Below are 14,643 nucleotides of genomic sequence, written 5' to 3' on the forward strand. Positions count from 1 at the left end.
GAGGTATCCGTTCCACAACCAGGAAAGAAGCAGCGACCGTGTCTGAGTCCCCCCTGTACGACGCCGACGAGACCGTCCGCGAGGCGGATGTCGCCGCCGAGCTGGACGCGGCCGAGGCTGCCGATGCCGAGGCCGCCGAGGAGATCGTGGACGCCGCGGACGCCGATGTGGACGAGGCCGAGGCCGCCGACGAGGCCGAGGCGGACGTGCCGGCCGAGGAGGCCGCGCTGCACGAGGTCGGCGAGGGGGAGGCCGATGAGGCTGCCGACGAGGCCGAGGCCGAGCCCGCCGTCGAGAGCGACCCGGTGGCCGAGTTCCGCGAGCAGCTCCGGATCGCCCCGGGCGAGTGGTACGTCATCCACACCTACGCCGGCTACGAGAACCGGGTGAAGCAGAACCTGGAGCAGCGCGCCGTCTCGCTGAACGTCGAGGACTACATCTTCGAGTCCCAGGTTCCGCAGGAGGAGGTCGTCCAGATCAAGAACGGCGACCGCAAGACCATCCGGCAGAACAAGCTCCCCGGCTACGTCCTGGTGCGCATGGACCTCACCCCGGAGTCCTGGGGCGTCGTCCGCAACACCCCCGGTGTCACCGGCTTCGTCGGCAACGCCTACGACCCGTACCCGCTGACGCTGGACGAGGTCGTCAAGATGCTTGCCCCGGACGTCGAGCGCGCCGCGGCCAAGGAGGCCGGCAAGGCCTCGCCGATCCGCCCGGTCGAGGTCCAGGTGCTGGACTTCGAGGTCGGCGACTCGGTCACCGTCACCGACGGTCCGTTCGCCACCCTGCAGGCGACCATCAACGAGATCAACCCCGACTCGAAGAAGGTCAAGGGCCTGGTCGAGATCTTCGGCCGGGAGACCCCGGTCGAGCTCTCCTTCGACCAGATCCAGAAGAACTGATCGTCCGATCGTCGGATCCGGGGCGGGGCCAGGGGGCCCTGCCCCGGATTCGTTTTGGTCCAGGACCGCATGAGCGGTTAGCCTGGTCCGATGTGTGTGTTGGCAGCCGCATGTCGCTGCGGCGGCGCACACACCAGCAATCACCTCTCGGAAGGACCCGGAGAGAAATGCCTCCCAAGAAGAAGAAGGTCACGGGGCTTATCAAGCTCCAGATCAACGCCGGTGCGGCCAACCCGGCGCCGCCGGTCGGCCCCGCGCTGGGCCAGCACGGCGTCAACATCATGGAGTTCTGCAAGGCCTACAACGCGGCCACCGAGTCGCAGCGCGGCATGATCGTGCCGGTGGAGATCACGGTCTACGACGACCGCTCCTTCACCTTCATCACGAAGACGCCGCCGGCCGCGCGCCTCATCCTGAAGGCCGCCGGCATCGACAAGGGCTCCAGCGAGCCGCACAAGACCAAGGTCGCCAAGCTGACCTCGGCGCAGGTGCGCGAGATCGCCACGGTGAAGATGCCCGACCTGAACGCCAACGACCTGGACGCGGCGGAGAAGATCATCGCCGGCACCGCCCGGTCGATGGGCATCACCGTCGAGGGCTGATCACCCCTTCTCGTCCACCGTGGTAGGGCCTGCGCGGCCCGTGAACACCACGAACTCCATCCATTTCAGGAGCAGCAGTGAAGCGCAGCAAGGCTCTCAAGGCCGCGGACGCCCAGGTCGACCGCAGCCGCATCTACGCCCCGCTCGAGGCCGTCCGCCTCGCCAAGGCGACCTCCACCACCAAGTTCGACGGCACCGTCGAGGTCGCCATGCGTCTGGGTGTCGACCCGCGCAAGGCCGACCAGATGGTCCGCAGCACCGTCATCCTCCCGCACGGCACCGGTAAGACCGCTCGGGTCCTGGTCTTCGCGACCGGCGAGCGTGCCGAGGCCGCGCGTGCTGCGGGCGCCGACATCGTCGGCTCGGACGAGCTGATCGACGAGGTCGCCAAGGGCCGTCTGGACTTCGACGCCGTCGTCGCCACCCCGGACCTCATGGGCAAGGTCGGCCGCCTCGGCCGCGTGCTCGGTCCCCGTGGCCTGATGCCGAACCCGAAGACCGGCACCGTGACCCCGGACGTGGCCAAGGCCGTGAACGAGATCAAGGGCGGCAAGATCGAGTTCCGCGTCGACAAGCACTCGAACCTCCACCTGATCATCGGCAAGACCTCGTTCTCCGACGAGCAGCTGGTGGAGAACTACGGCGCCGCGCTCGAGGAGGTCCTCCGGGCCAAGCCGGCCGCCGCCAAGGGCCGTTACATCAAGAAGATCGCGTTCTCGACCACCATGGGCCCCGGCGTCCAGGTCGACCCGAACCGCACCCGCAACCTCCTCGTCGAGGAGGACCCGGCTGCGGTCTGACCCTCTCGCTGAGAGCGTCCGATCTGCGTACCAGGTCTGAAACAACGGGCCCGTACCCCCCTGGGGTGCGGGCCCGTTGCCCTGTCCGTCGACTAGAGTCCTCTCGCTCGTATGAGAAAAAGCTAAGAGGGGGACTCTTCATGCGCACCCTGCGTATCGCCTCGGCCGTTGCCGTCTCGGCCCTGCTGGTCGGCGGCCTGACCGCGTGCAACGGCAAGTCCGGCAGCGGCCAGGACGCCAAGGCCGGCGCCTCGGCCGCGGCCTCGGCGGGCGCCTCGGGCGCCGCGAACGGCGCGTCCGCCGGCGCCGGTGCCGCGGCCGGCAAGGACCTCGCGCCGAAGGAGGCGCTGCTCGCCTCCGCCGCCGTGATGGACAAGCTCGGCAGCGCGAAGCTCACCACCAAGGGCGCCACCGCCGACGACTCGGGCACCGGTGCCATCGTCTGGAAGGCCCCGCAGGCGTTCCAGATCACCACCAAGAACGAGGGCAAGGACTACCAGGTCCTGTTCACCGGCGACGTCATGTACGTCGGCGCCACCCCCGAGCTGGCCTCGGTGGCCGGCGGCAAGAAGTGGATGAAGATCGACCTCAAGGCGGCCGCCGCCTCCGGTGCCCCGGGCACCGAGGACGCCGGTTCCTTCGCCGCGATGACCCAGCTGATGAACCCGGCGGTTCAGCTGGCCGTGGCCGCGCCCAACGCCACCAAGGTCGGCGCGGAGAAGGTCGACGGGGTGGACACCGTGCACTACCGCAGCCAGGTCGACATCGACGCGCTGGTCGCCGGCATGACGCTGGCCCCGGACATGAAGGCCAAGGTCACGGAGCAGCTGAAGAAGGACGGCACCAAGACCACCTTCGACCTGTGGATCAACGCCAAGGGCGAGCTGGTCCAGCAGTCCGGCACCGAGCTGGGCGCCGGTGGCGCCGGCGCCACCACGGTCAAGTACAGCGAGCTGGGCACCGTGACCGCGCCCAAGGCCCCGGCCGCGAGCGATGTCTTCGACCTGGCCGACCTGATGAAGCAGCTCGGTCAGCACTGACCTGGTGCCGCGCCGGCGCCGGCCGCCCCGGGTGCTCACGGGCACCCGGGGCGGTCGGCCGTCGCGGCCCGGGGCACGCATGGCATGGTGGGGGTCCCGCGCGGATGCGCGGGCAGACGCGCGACGGCGGACGGAGAGGGGGAGGGGACCGATGGCGGCACGGTGGCGTACGGCGGCGGTCGTGGTGCTCTCCGCACTGCTCGCGGCCGGCTGCGCGAGCGGCGGGTCCAAGACCCCGGACGCACCCAGCAGCCCGGCGGCGAGCACCGCGCTGGCCACCCCCACCGACCGCTCCCCGCACGGGGTGCTGCTCTCCGCCCAGCTCGCCGTCCACGACGCCCGCCGGGCCGCCTTCCGCTACTCGCTCGGCGGCGAGCACGTCCAGGGCACGGTGTTCTGGGCGCCCAAGACGGTGCTCCAGCTGAAGCGCGACACCTCGGCGGTCCAGCTGATCGTGCTGGACACCTCCGCCTACCTGGGGGGCGACCAGGCGACCGCCGAGCGGCTCGGCGGCCGGCACTGGGAGAAGTACCCGGGCAAGGAGGTCCCGTACTCGGGCCTGGTCGACCGGCTCAATCCGCTGGTCGCGGTGACCGCGGCGGCCGCCGCCGACACCCCCGAACTGGTCGGCGAGGAGAAGCTCCAGGACTCCACCGCCCAGCACTACCGGGTGACCACCACCGCCGCCGGGTACGCGGCCGCCCAGACCCAGCTCTCGGCCGCCCGCCGGCAGGCCCTGGAACAGGCGCTCGGGCCGGGCCCGGTGGTGCTCGACCTCTGGCTGAACGACAAGGACCAGCCGGTCCAGGTCCGCCGCTCGGCGTCGTCCGGCACCGACGTGATCGGGTACGCCGAGTACGGCGGCCCGCTGTCGGTCCAGGCCCCGGCCGAGGCGGACACCGCGGACGCCGCCGGACAGAGCCTCCCGCCGGTCGCGCCCTGAAGGCGCGGCACCGGGGGAGCGGATTTTGTGCTGCGCGGCTCGGCGGGTACGGTGGTGTCTGCCAAAGACCGCTGGTCGTGGCCTTCGCCCGCAAGGGTGTCGGCACCGAAGGTTCCGCGCTTGCGCGGGCGGCCCGCGCAGGTTGTCTGGAGCTACTGATTTCCGGCCTTTCGAGGCCGTTGAGGTCCTGCGAGCCCCGTGCGCCTGCGCACGGGGCTCTTTCGTCTTCCCGCGGTCGATGGCGCCGAATGGTCGACTTCTCGAAGGTCGGCCCGACTTCGACATCACGGAAGGAGGCGTAAGCCTATGGCCAGGCCCGACAAGGCTGCTGCCGTCGCCGAGATCACGGACATGTTCCGTGGCTCGAACGCGGCCGTGCTGACCGAGTACCGCGGTCTCTCGGTGAAGCAGGTCAAGACCCTGCGTCGCTCGCTGGGCGAGAACGCCCAGTACGCCGTGGTGAAGAACACGCTGACCAAGATCGCGGCCAATGAGGCTGGGATCTCCGGGCTGGACGACCTGTTCGCGGGTCCGACGGCTGTCGCCTTCGTCACCGGTGACCCGGTGGAGTCGGCGAAGGCTCTGCGTGACTTCGCCAAGGAGAACCCCGCCCTGATCATCAAGGGTGGTGTCCTTGACGGCAAGGCGCTGACCGCTGACGAGATCAAGAAGCTCGCGGACCTCGAGTCCCGCGAGGTTCTGCTCTCCAAGCTGGCCGGTGCCATGAAGGGCAAGCAGTCCCAGGCTGCCGCGCTCTTCCAGGCTCTGCCGTCGAAGCTCGTCCGTACCGTGGAGGCCCTCCGCGTCAAGGTCGAGGAGGGCGGTGCCGGTACGCCGGCTCCCGCCGCCGAGGAAGCGGCTGCGGAGTAATTCCGCAGGCCAACGCCTCGCTGCGGGCCGTGCGCCCGCCAATCCGAACATCCGGCACCCGCCGATTTAGTGGAAGGACGCCAATCATGGCGAAGCTGTCTCAGGAAGACCTGCTCGCGCAGTTCGAGGAGATGACCCTCATCGAGCTCTCCGAGTTCGTGAAGGCGTTCGAGGACAAGTTCGACGTCACCGCTGCCGCCCCGGCCGCCGCCGTCGTCGTTGCCGGCGGTGCCGGTGGCGCCGAGGCCGCTGTCGAGGAGCAGGACGAGTTCGACGTCATCCTCGACGGTGCGGGCGACAAGAAGATCCAGGTCATCAAGGAGGTGCGCGCCCTCACCTCCCTCGGCCTGAAGGAGGCCAAGGACCTCGTCGACACCGCTGGTGCGAAGGTTCTCGAGAAGGTCGCCAAGGACGTTGCCGAGAAGGCGAAGGCCCAGCTCGAGGGCGCCGGCGCCAAGGTCACCGTCAAGTGACTCCACGCCCTCTCTGAGAGGGCTGCGGGCCGGGCCGATCACCCTTCGGGGTGGTCGGCCCGGCCTTTTGTGCGTCCGGTGGGGGGCTGTGGGCTCCGCCACTGTCCGTGCGGACGGGTATGGTGATCGTCATCGCCGGAACCAGCGGCCACCACGGCGGCTGTAACGCCGCAGAGGTCCCGAGCGATGGGCATTGCGAGGTCCACACCCTGGTGCGGGCCTTGACGAACGGCACGCGGCGCGCGATTCTCGTGGCGCGTGCTGGAAGCGAACCGGTGTCGGATGCATATTCGGCGGCGGCACTGGGAACCTTCTCAGTGACTCGTTGTGAGTGCGGTGGCCCGGCCAGCGAACAGCGCTGACCCGGGCTGTCGGTTGTACGGGAGGAGCGTCCGATTCGGTCTCCGAATCAGGGCTTGTCAACAGTGTCGCCATTGGCTACACTGTCCCTTTGCGCTGCCTGTTAGCTGCTCCGTGACTCGTCGCCCGGAGTGGTCCCTGTCCTGACCTGGGGTTTAACCCCTCGGCTAAGGTCCGGCCGGTATGCGCGTAGTGAGCTCCGAGCCCTCGGAAGGACCCCCCTCTTGGCCGCGCCGCGCAACGCCTCGAACAATTCCGCCGCATCCACCGCCCCGCTCCGCGTCTCGTTCGCGAAGATCAAGGAGCCCCTCGAGGTACCGAACCTCCTCGCCCTGCAGACCGAGAGCTTTGACTGGCTGCTCGGCAATGCGGCCTGGAAGGCCCGGGTCGAGGCGGCGTTGGACTCTGGTCAGGACGTCCCCACCAAGTCCGGTCTGGAGGAGATCTTCGAAGAGATCTCCCCGATCGAGGACTTCAGCGGGTCGATGTCGCTGACCTTCCGCGACCACCGTTTCGAGCCGCCGAAGAACTCCATCGACGAGTGCAAGGACCGCGACTTCACGTACGCGGCCCCGCTCTTCGTCACGGCGGAGTTCACCAACAACGAGACCGGTGAGATCAAGTCCCAGACGGTCTTCATGGGCGACTTCCCGCTCATGACCAACAAGGGCACCTTCATCATCAACGGCACCGAGCGTGTCGTCGTCTCGCAGCTGGTGCGCTCCCCCGGCGTCTACTTCGACTCCACCCTGGACAAGGTGTCCGACAAGGACATCTACTCCGCCAAGATCATCCCGTCCCGGGGTGCCTGGCTGGAGATGGAGATCGACAAGCGTGACATGGTCGGTGTCCGCATCGACCGCAAGCGCAAGCAGTCGGTCACCGTGCTGCTCAAGGCGCTCGGCTGGACCAACGAGATGATTCTCGAGGAGTTCGGCGAGTACGAGTCGATGCGCGCCACCCTGGAGAAGGACCACACCCAGGGTCAGGACGACGCCCTCCTCGACATCTACCGCAAGCTGCGCCCGGGCGAGCCGCCCACGCGTGAGGCCGCGCAGACGCTGCTCGAGAACCTGTACTTCAACCCGAAGCGCTACGACCTCGCGAAGGTCGGCCGCTACAAGGTGAACCGCAAGCTCGGCAACGCGGAGTCGCTCGACTCCGGCGTGCTCACCGAGCCGGACATCATCAACACCATCAAGTACCTGGTGAAGCTGCACGCCGGCGAGACCGAGTGGCGCGATGACGAGGGCCGCGACATCGTCATCGAGGTCGACGACATCGACCACTTCGGCAACCGCCGCCTGCGCAACGTGGGCGAGCTGATCCAGAACCAGGTCCGTACGGGTCTCGCCCGTATGGAGCGCGTCGTGCGCGAGCGCATGACCACCCAGGACGTCGAGGCGATCACGCCGCAGACCCTGATCAACATCCGGCCGGTCGTCGCCTCCATCAAGGAGTTCTTCGGCACCAGCCAGCTGTCGCAGTTCATGGACCAGACGAACCCGCTGTCGGGCCTGACCCACAAGCGCCGTCTGTCCGCCCTCGGCCCCGGTGGTCTGTCCCGTGAGCGGGCCGGCTTCGAGGTCCGTGACGTGCACCCCTCGCACTACGGCCGCATGTGTCCGATCGAGACCCCCGAAGGCCCGAACATCGGTCTGATCGGCTCGCTCGCCTCCTACGGCCGGGTCAACGCCTTCGGCTTCATCGAGACCCCGTACCGCAAGGTCGTCGACGGTGTCGTGACCGAGGCCGTGGACTACCTCACCGCCGACGAGGAGGACCGTTACGTCATCGCGCAGGCCAACGCGCCGCTGACGAACGAGCTCACCTTCGCCGAGCCGCGTGTCCTGGTTCGCCGCCGCGGCGGCGAGATCGACTACATCCCCGGCACCGAGATCGACTACATGGACGTCTCGCCGCGCCAGATGGTGTCGGTCGCGACCGCCATGATCCCGTTCCTCGAGCACGACGACGCCAACCGCGCGCTCATGGGCTCGAACATGATGCGCCAGGCCGTCCCGCTGCTGCGCAGCGAGGCGCCGCTGGTCGGCACCGGCATGGAGTACCGCTGCGCGGTCGACGCCCAGGACGTCATCACGGCCGAGAAGCCGGGTGTGGTCCAGGAGGTCTCCGCCGACTACGTCACCGTGGCCAACGACGACGGCACCTACACCACGTACCGTGCCGCCAAGTTCACCCGCTCGAACCAGGGCACCGCCTTCAACCAGAAGGTGCTCGTGGACGAGGGCGCCCGGGTCGAGGCCGGCCAGGTGCTGGCCGACGGCCCCTGCACCGACCAGGGTGAGATGGCGCTCGGCAAGAACCTCCTCGTGGCGTTCATGTCGTGGGAGGGCCACAACTACGAGGACGCGATCATCCTGTCGCAGCGCCTCGTCCAGGACGACGTCCTCTCCTCGATCCACATCGAGGAGCACGAGGTCGACGCCCGTGACACCAAGCTGGGCCCCGAGGAGATCACCCGGGACATCCCGAACGTCTCCGAGGAGGTCCTCGCCGACCTCGACGAGCGCGGCATCATCCGGATCGGCGCCGACGTCGTCACCGGCGACATCCTGGTCGGCAAGGTCACCCCGAAGGGTGAGACCGAGCTGACCCCGGAGGAGCGCCTGCTCCGCGCGATCTTCGGTGAGAAGGCGCGCGAGGTCCGCGACACCTCGCTGAAGGTGCCGCACGGTGAGTCCGGCAAGGTCATCGGCGTCCGCGTGTTCGACCGCGAGGAGGGCGACGAGCTTCCCCCGGGTGTGAACCAGCTGGTCCGCGTCTACGTGGCCCAGAAGCGCAAGATCACCAACGGTGACAAGCTCGCCGGCCGCCACGGCAACAAGGGTGTCATCTCCAAGATCCTGCCGGTCGAGGACATGCCGTTCCTGGAGGACGGCACCCCGGTCGACATCATCCTGAACCCGCTGGGTGTCCCGTCCCGAATGAACCCGGGACAGGTCCTGGAGATCCACCTCGGCTGGCTCGCCCAGCAGGGCTGGGACGTCTCCGGCCTCGCCGACGAGTGGGCCCAGCGCCTGCAGGAGATCGGCGCGGACAAGGTCGAGGGCGGCACCAACCTCGCCACCCCGGTCTTCGACGGCGCCCGCGAGGACGAGATCACCGGCCTGCTGGACAACACCACCCTCACCCGTGACGGTGAGCGCCTGGTGAACTCCACCGGCAAGGCCCGGCTCTTCGACGGCCGCTCCGGCGAGCCGTTCCCGATGCCGATCTCGGTCGGCTACATGTACATCCTCAAGCTGCACCACCTGGTCGACGACAAGCTGCACGCCCGTTCGACCGGCCCGTACTCGATGATCACCCAGCAGCCGCTCGGTGGTAAGGCGCAGTTCGGTGGTCAGCGCTTCGGTGAGATGGAGGTGTGGGCCCTCGAGGCGTACGGCGCCGCGTACGCGCTCCAGGAGCTCCTCACCATCAAGTCCGACGACGTCCTCGGCCGCGTGAAGGTCTACGAGGCCATCGTCAAGGGCGAGAACATCCCCGAGCCCGGCATTCCCGAGTCCTTCAAGGTCCTCATCAAGGAAATGCAGTCGCTCTGCCTCAACGTGGAGGTGCTGTCCTCGGACGGCCAGTCCATCGAGATGCGGGACTCCGACGAAGACGTGTTCCGCGCCGCCGAGGAGCTCGGCATTGACCTGTCCCGGCGCGAGCCGAGCAGCGTCGAAGAGGTCTGACGGAGGTGGGGCCGGCCTGCGCGTTTGAATTCAACGACGCGACCCAGGCCGGCCCGCCCCCAGGCCCCCCTCAGACCAACAGACAGACTCTCGAATCACGAAAGAGGGCTTGACGACCAGTGCTTGACGTCAACTTCTTCGACGAGCTCCGCATCGGCCTGGCCACCGCCGACGACATCCGCCAGTGGTCGCACGGCGAGGTCAAGAAGCCGGAGACCATCAACTACCGCACGCTGAAGCCCGAAAAGGACGGCCTCTTCTGCGAGAAGATCTTCGGTCCCACCCGGGACTGGGAGTGCTACTGCGGTAAGTACAAGCGGGTCCGCTTCAAGGGCATCATCTGCGAGCGCTGCGGCGTCGAGGTCACTCGCGCCAAGGTCCGCCGCGAGCGGATGGGCCACATCGAGCTGGCCGCCCCGGTGACCCACATCTGGTACTTCAAGGGCGTTCCGTCCCGCCTGGGCTACCTGCTCGACCTGGCGCCGAAGGACCTCGAGAAGGTCATCTACTTCGCCGCCTACATGATCACCTGGGTGGACGACGAGCGTCGCCAGCGCGACCTGCCGTCCCTCGAGGCGCACATCTCGGTCGAGCGCCAGCAGATCGAGAACCGCCGCGACGCCGACCTCGAGGCCCGCGCCAAGAAGGCCGAGACCGACCTGGCCGAGCTGGAGGCCGAGGGCGCCAAGGCCGACGTGCGCCGCAAGGTGCGCGAGGGCGCCGAGCGCGAGATGAAGCAGCTCCGCGACCGCACCCAGCGCGAGATCGACCGCCTGGACGAGGTCTGGACCCGCTTCAAGAACCTCAAGGTCCAGGACCTGGAGGGCGACGAGCTCCTCTACCGCGAGCTGCGTGACCGCTTCGGCACGTACTTCTCGGGCTCCATGGGTGCCGCGGCGCTCAAGGACCGCCTGGAGAGCTTCGACCTGGCCGAGGAGGCCGAGCGCCTCCGCGAGATCATCCGCACCGGCAAGGGCCAGAAGAAGACCCGTGCGCTCAAGCGCCTCAAGGTCGTCTCCGCCTTCCTGCAGACCAGCAACAAGCCCAAGGGCATGGTGCTGGACTGCGTCCCGGTCATCCCGCCGGACCTGCGTCCGATGGTGCAGCTGGACGGTGGCCGCTTCGCGACCTCCGACCTGAACGACCTGTACCGCCGCGTGATCAACCGCAACAACCGCCTGAAGCGCCTCCTCGACCTCGGTGCCCCCGAGATCATCGTGAACAACGAGAAGCGCATGCTCCAGGAGGCCGTCGACGCGCTCTTCGACAACGGCCGTCGTGGTCGCCCGGTCACGGGCCCCGGCAACCGTCCGCTGAAGTCGCTGTCCGACATGCTCAAGGGCAAGCAGGGTCGTTTCCGTCAGAACCTGCTCGGCAAGCGCGTCGACTACTCGGCCCGTTCGGTCATCGTCGTCGGCCCGCAGCTCAAGCTGCACCAGTGCGGTCTGCCCAAGGCCATGGCGCTGGAGCTCTTCAAGCCGTTCGTGATGAAGCGCCTGGTCGACCTGAACCACGCGCAGAACATCAAGTCGGCCAAGCGCATGGTCGAGCGCGCCCGTCCGGTCGTGTGGGACGTCCTCGAAGAGGTCATCGCCGAGCACCCGGTCCTGCTGAACCGTGCGCCCACCCTGCACCGCCTCGGCATCCAGGCCTTCGAGCCGCAGCTGGTCGAGGGCAAGGCCATCCAGATCCACCCGCTCGTCTGCACCGCGTTCAACGCGGACTTCGACGGTGACCAGATGGCCGTCCACCTGCCGCTCTCCGCGGAGGCGCAGGCCGAGGCCCGCATCCTGATGCTGTCCTCGAACAACATCCTCAAGCCGGCCGACGGCCGTCCGGTCACCATGCCGACCCAGGACATGGTGCTCGGTCTGTTCTTCCTCACCTCGGACCGCGAGGAGGTGAAGGGCGGTGGCCGCTCCTTCTCCTCCACCGCCGAGGCGATCATGGCCTTCGACGCCCGCGAGCTGGACGTCCAGGCCCCGATCGACCTGCGGATGCCGGCCGGCACCGTGCCGCCGCGCGGCTGGGTCGCCCCGGTCGACGAGGACGGTCAGTCCACCTGGTTCGAGGGTGAGCCCTTCCGCATCACCACGACCCTGGGCCGCGCGCTCTTCAACGAGCTGCTGCCCGAGGACTACCCGTTCGTCGACTACGAGGTCGGCAAGAAGCAGCTGTCGGCCATCGTCAACGACCTGGCCGAGCGCTACCCCAAGGTCGTCGTCGCCGCGACGCTGGACAACCTGAAGGCGTCCGGCTTCCACTGGTCGACCCGTTCCGGTGTCACCGTCTCGATCTCGGACGTCATCGTCCCGCCGAGCAAGCCCGCCATTCTGGAGGGCTACGAGGCGCAGGCCGAGAAGGTCCAGAAGCAGTACGAGCGCGGTCTGATCACCGACAACGAGCGCAAGTCCGAGCTGGTCGGCATCTGGACCCGCGCGACCAACGAGGTCGCCGAGGCCATGGCCGCGAACTTCCCGAAGACCAACCCCATCTTCATGATGGTCGACTCGGGTGCTCGTGGAAACATGATGCAGATGCGTCAGATCGCCGGTATGCGTGGTCTGGTGTCGAACGCGAAGAACGAGACCATCGCGCGCCCCATCAAGGCGTCGTTCCGTGAGGGTCTCTCCGTGCTGGAGTACTTCATCTCCACCCACGGTGCCCGTAAGGGTCTCGCCGACACCGCCCTGCGTACCGCCGACTCCGGCTACCTCACCCGTCGTCTGGTCGACGTCTCCCAGGACGTCATCATTCGCGAGGAGGACTGCGGCACCGAGCGCGGCCTCAAGCTGTCGATCGGTTCCGTGGGCGCCGACGGCGTGCTGCGCAAGGCCGACGACGTCGAGACCAGCGTCTACGCCCGCATGCTCGCCGAGGACATCACGGTGGACGGCAAGCTCCTTGCCACCGCCAACACCGACCTCGGTGACGTGCTGATCGACGAGCTGATCCGCCACGACATCAGCGAGGTCAAGACCCGCTCGATCCTCACCTGTGAGTCGGCGGTCGGCACCTGCGCCATGTGCTACGGCCGCTCGCTGGCCACCGGCAAGCTGGTCGACATCGGTGAGGCGGTCGGCATCATCGCCGCCCAGTCCATCGGTGAGCCCGGCACCCAGCTGACCATGCGTACCTTCCACACCGGTGGTGTGGCCGGTGACGACATCACCCAGGGTCTGCCGCGTGTCGTCGAGCTCTTCGAGGCCCGTACCCCCAAGGGTGTGGCCCCGATCTCGGAGGCGCAGGGCCGGGTCCGCATCGAGGACACCGAGAAGACCCGCAAGATCGTCGTCACGCCGGACGACGGCAGCGACGAGATCGCCTACCCGGTCTCCAAGCGTGTGAAGCTGCTCGTCAGCGAGGGCGAGGCGGTCGAGGTCGGCCAGAAGCTGACCGTCGGTGCCACCAACCCGCACGACGTCCTGCGCATCATGGGCCAGCGTGCCGTCCAGATCCACCTGGTCGCCGAGGTCCAGAAGGTCTACAACTCGCAGGGTGTGTCGATCCACGACAAGCACATCGAGATCATCATCCGGCAGATGCTCCGCCGCGTGACGATCATCGAGTCGGGCGACGCCGAGCTGCTCCCGGGCGAGCTCGTCGAGCGCGGCCGCTTCGAGACCGAGAACCGTCGTGTGGTCTCCGAGGGCGGTCACCCCGCCTCCGGCCGTCCGCAGCTGATGGGTATCACCAAGGCCTCGCTGGCCACCGAGTCCTGGCTGTCGGCCGCCTCCTTCCAGGAGACGACCCGGGTCCTCACCGACGCGGCGATCCACGCCAAGTCGGACCCGCTGCTGGGCCTCAAGGAGAACGTCATCCTCGGTAAGCTCATCCCGGCCGGTACGGGTCTGCCCCGCTACCGCAACATCCGGGTCGAGCCGACCGAGGAGGCCAAGGCCGCCATGTACTCGGCCGTCGGCTACGACGACTACGACCTGTCGCCCTTCGGCGCCGGCTCCGGCCAGGCGGTCCCGCTGGACGACTACGACTACGGCCCGTACACCGGCTGAGTCTCCCTCCTTGCCCGGCATCGGGCAGGAGGGGCCCATGCTCCTGAACCGCAGGGCGGTCACCCCACTCGGGGTGGCCGCCCTGCGGCGTTTGTGCGTCCGCTCGGCCTGATCCCTCGTGCGGGGGAGTGGGCGGGATGGGTCCGGTGGGGGATCCGGAGCGGCGGGCGGGCGGGGGAGGCTGCTCGGGTGGGCGCGGAGGGGCCGGGCCCGGGACGGGAGGGGCCGTGATGCGGCGGGCGTGGGCGTGGGTCGGGGTGGCCGCGGTGGCGGCGGGGGCACTGGCGGGGTGCTCGATCGGGCCGCAGCAGCACCGGGAGGTCGCGTACGGGGTCGACGAGCCGGTGCGGGTGCTGGTGGTGCAGGGGGCGACCGGGGACATCGAGGTGGTCGGCGGGGGCAGCGCGGTGAAGGTGGTGGAGCGCCACCAGTACCGGGGGAAGGACCCGGAGGCGGTCCACCGGGTCGCGGACGGCACGCTGACCCTGTCCTACCGCTGCTCGGACTGCTCGGTGGGCTACCGGGTGGAGGTGCCCGAGGGCACCGTGGTGCAGCTGCACAACTCCACCGGCGATGTGCGAGTGAGCGGCATGGCCGGGCGGGTGGAGGCGGAGAGCTCGACCGGGCAGGTGGTGGCGAAGGGGCTGAAGGCGTCCTCGGTGCGGCTGGAGAGCAGCACCGGTGACGTCAGCGCCTCGTTCGCGGACGCTCCCGCCGAGGTGACGGCGACCAGTTCGACCGGCAGCGTCAGGGTGACGGTGCCGGCCGGCCGGGCGTACGCCGTGGAGGCCGAGACCGGCACCGGCGACGTGCACATCGGGGTGGAGCGCTCGGCCGCCGCCGAGCGCCGGATCACCGCCCGGACCGGCACCGGTGACGTGACGGTCGCCGGTGCCTGAGCCGGGCGGCCCGGGAGCACGCCGGGCGGCGGGCGTACGG

At 68.7% G+C, this 14,643-nt stretch carries 10 protein-coding genes; all 10 read left to right on the forward strand.

What is annotated here, in order from left to right:
• Positions 1-38 precede the first annotated feature (38 nt).
• The 10 genes from nusG (at position 39) to FHR36_RS14480 (ending at position 14,603) form a co-directional block, all read left to right on the forward strand.
• The gene (gene nusG, locus FHR36_RS14435) at positions 39-902 is read left to right on the forward strand and encodes a transcription termination/antitermination protein NusG (protein ID WP_253797015.1); all 864 of its coding nucleotides are present in this window, start codon (positions 39-41) and stop codon (positions 900-902) included.
• A gap of 167 nt (positions 903-1,069) precedes the next feature.
• Positions 1,070-1,504 carry a 50S ribosomal protein L11 gene (gene rplK / locus FHR36_RS14440; protein WP_253797017.1) on the forward strand — a complete coding sequence of 145 codons (435 nt, stop codon included), beginning with the start codon at positions 1,070-1,072 and terminating at the stop codon, positions 1,502-1,504.
• Between the two features lie 77 nt (positions 1,505-1,581).
• Positions 1,582-2,304: a 50S ribosomal protein L1 gene (gene rplA, locus FHR36_RS14445; RefSeq protein WP_253797019.1), complete on the forward strand. Its 723-nt coding sequence runs from the start codon at positions 1,582-1,584 to the stop codon at positions 2,302-2,304.
• Between the two features lie 140 nt (positions 2,305-2,444).
• On the forward strand, positions 2,445-3,344 hold the full coding sequence (locus FHR36_RS14450) for an SCO4651 family lipoprotein (RefSeq protein WP_253797027.1): 900 nt from the start codon (positions 2,445-2,447) through the stop codon (positions 3,342-3,344).
• 151 nt (positions 3,345-3,495) lie between these two features.
• A complete protein-coding gene (locus tag FHR36_RS14455) occupies positions 3,496-4,287 on the forward strand; it encodes an SCO4651 family lipoprotein (protein WP_253797029.1) in 792 nt (263 codons plus the stop codon).
• Positions 4,288-4,593: 306 nt separating this feature from the next.
• Positions 4,594-5,157: a 50S ribosomal protein L10 gene (gene rplJ, locus FHR36_RS14460; RefSeq protein WP_253797032.1), complete on the forward strand. Its 564-nt coding sequence runs from the start codon at positions 4,594-4,596 to the stop codon at positions 5,155-5,157.
• Positions 5,158-5,243: 86 nt separating this feature from the next.
• The gene (rplL, locus tag FHR36_RS14465; protein WP_253797034.1) at positions 5,244-5,630 is read left to right on the forward strand and encodes a 50S ribosomal protein L7/L12; all 387 of its coding nucleotides are present in this window, start codon (positions 5,244-5,246) and stop codon (positions 5,628-5,630) included.
• A 584-nt stretch (positions 5,631-6,214) separates the two neighbouring features.
• On the forward strand, positions 6,215-9,691 hold the full coding sequence (rpoB, locus tag FHR36_RS14470) for a DNA-directed RNA polymerase subunit beta (RefSeq protein ID WP_253797042.1): 3,477 nt from the start codon (positions 6,215-6,217) through the stop codon (positions 9,689-9,691).
• Between the two features lie 119 nt (positions 9,692-9,810).
• On the forward strand, positions 9,811-13,704 hold the full coding sequence (locus tag FHR36_RS14475) for a DNA-directed RNA polymerase subunit beta' (RefSeq protein WP_253797044.1): 3,894 nt from the start codon (positions 9,811-9,813) through the stop codon (positions 13,702-13,704).
• Between the two features lie 230 nt (positions 13,705-13,934).
• Complete coding sequence (locus FHR36_RS14480) at positions 13,935-14,603, forward strand: DUF4097 family beta strand repeat-containing protein (protein ID WP_253799261.1); 669 nt, start codon at positions 13,935-13,937, stop codon at positions 14,601-14,603.
• Positions 14,604-14,643 lie beyond the last annotated feature (40 nt).

This window comes from Kitasatospora cinereorecta (genome assembly GCF_024172095.1).
Lineage (GTDB): Bacteria > Actinomycetota > Actinomycetes > Streptomycetales > Streptomycetaceae > Kitasatospora > Kitasatospora cinereorecta.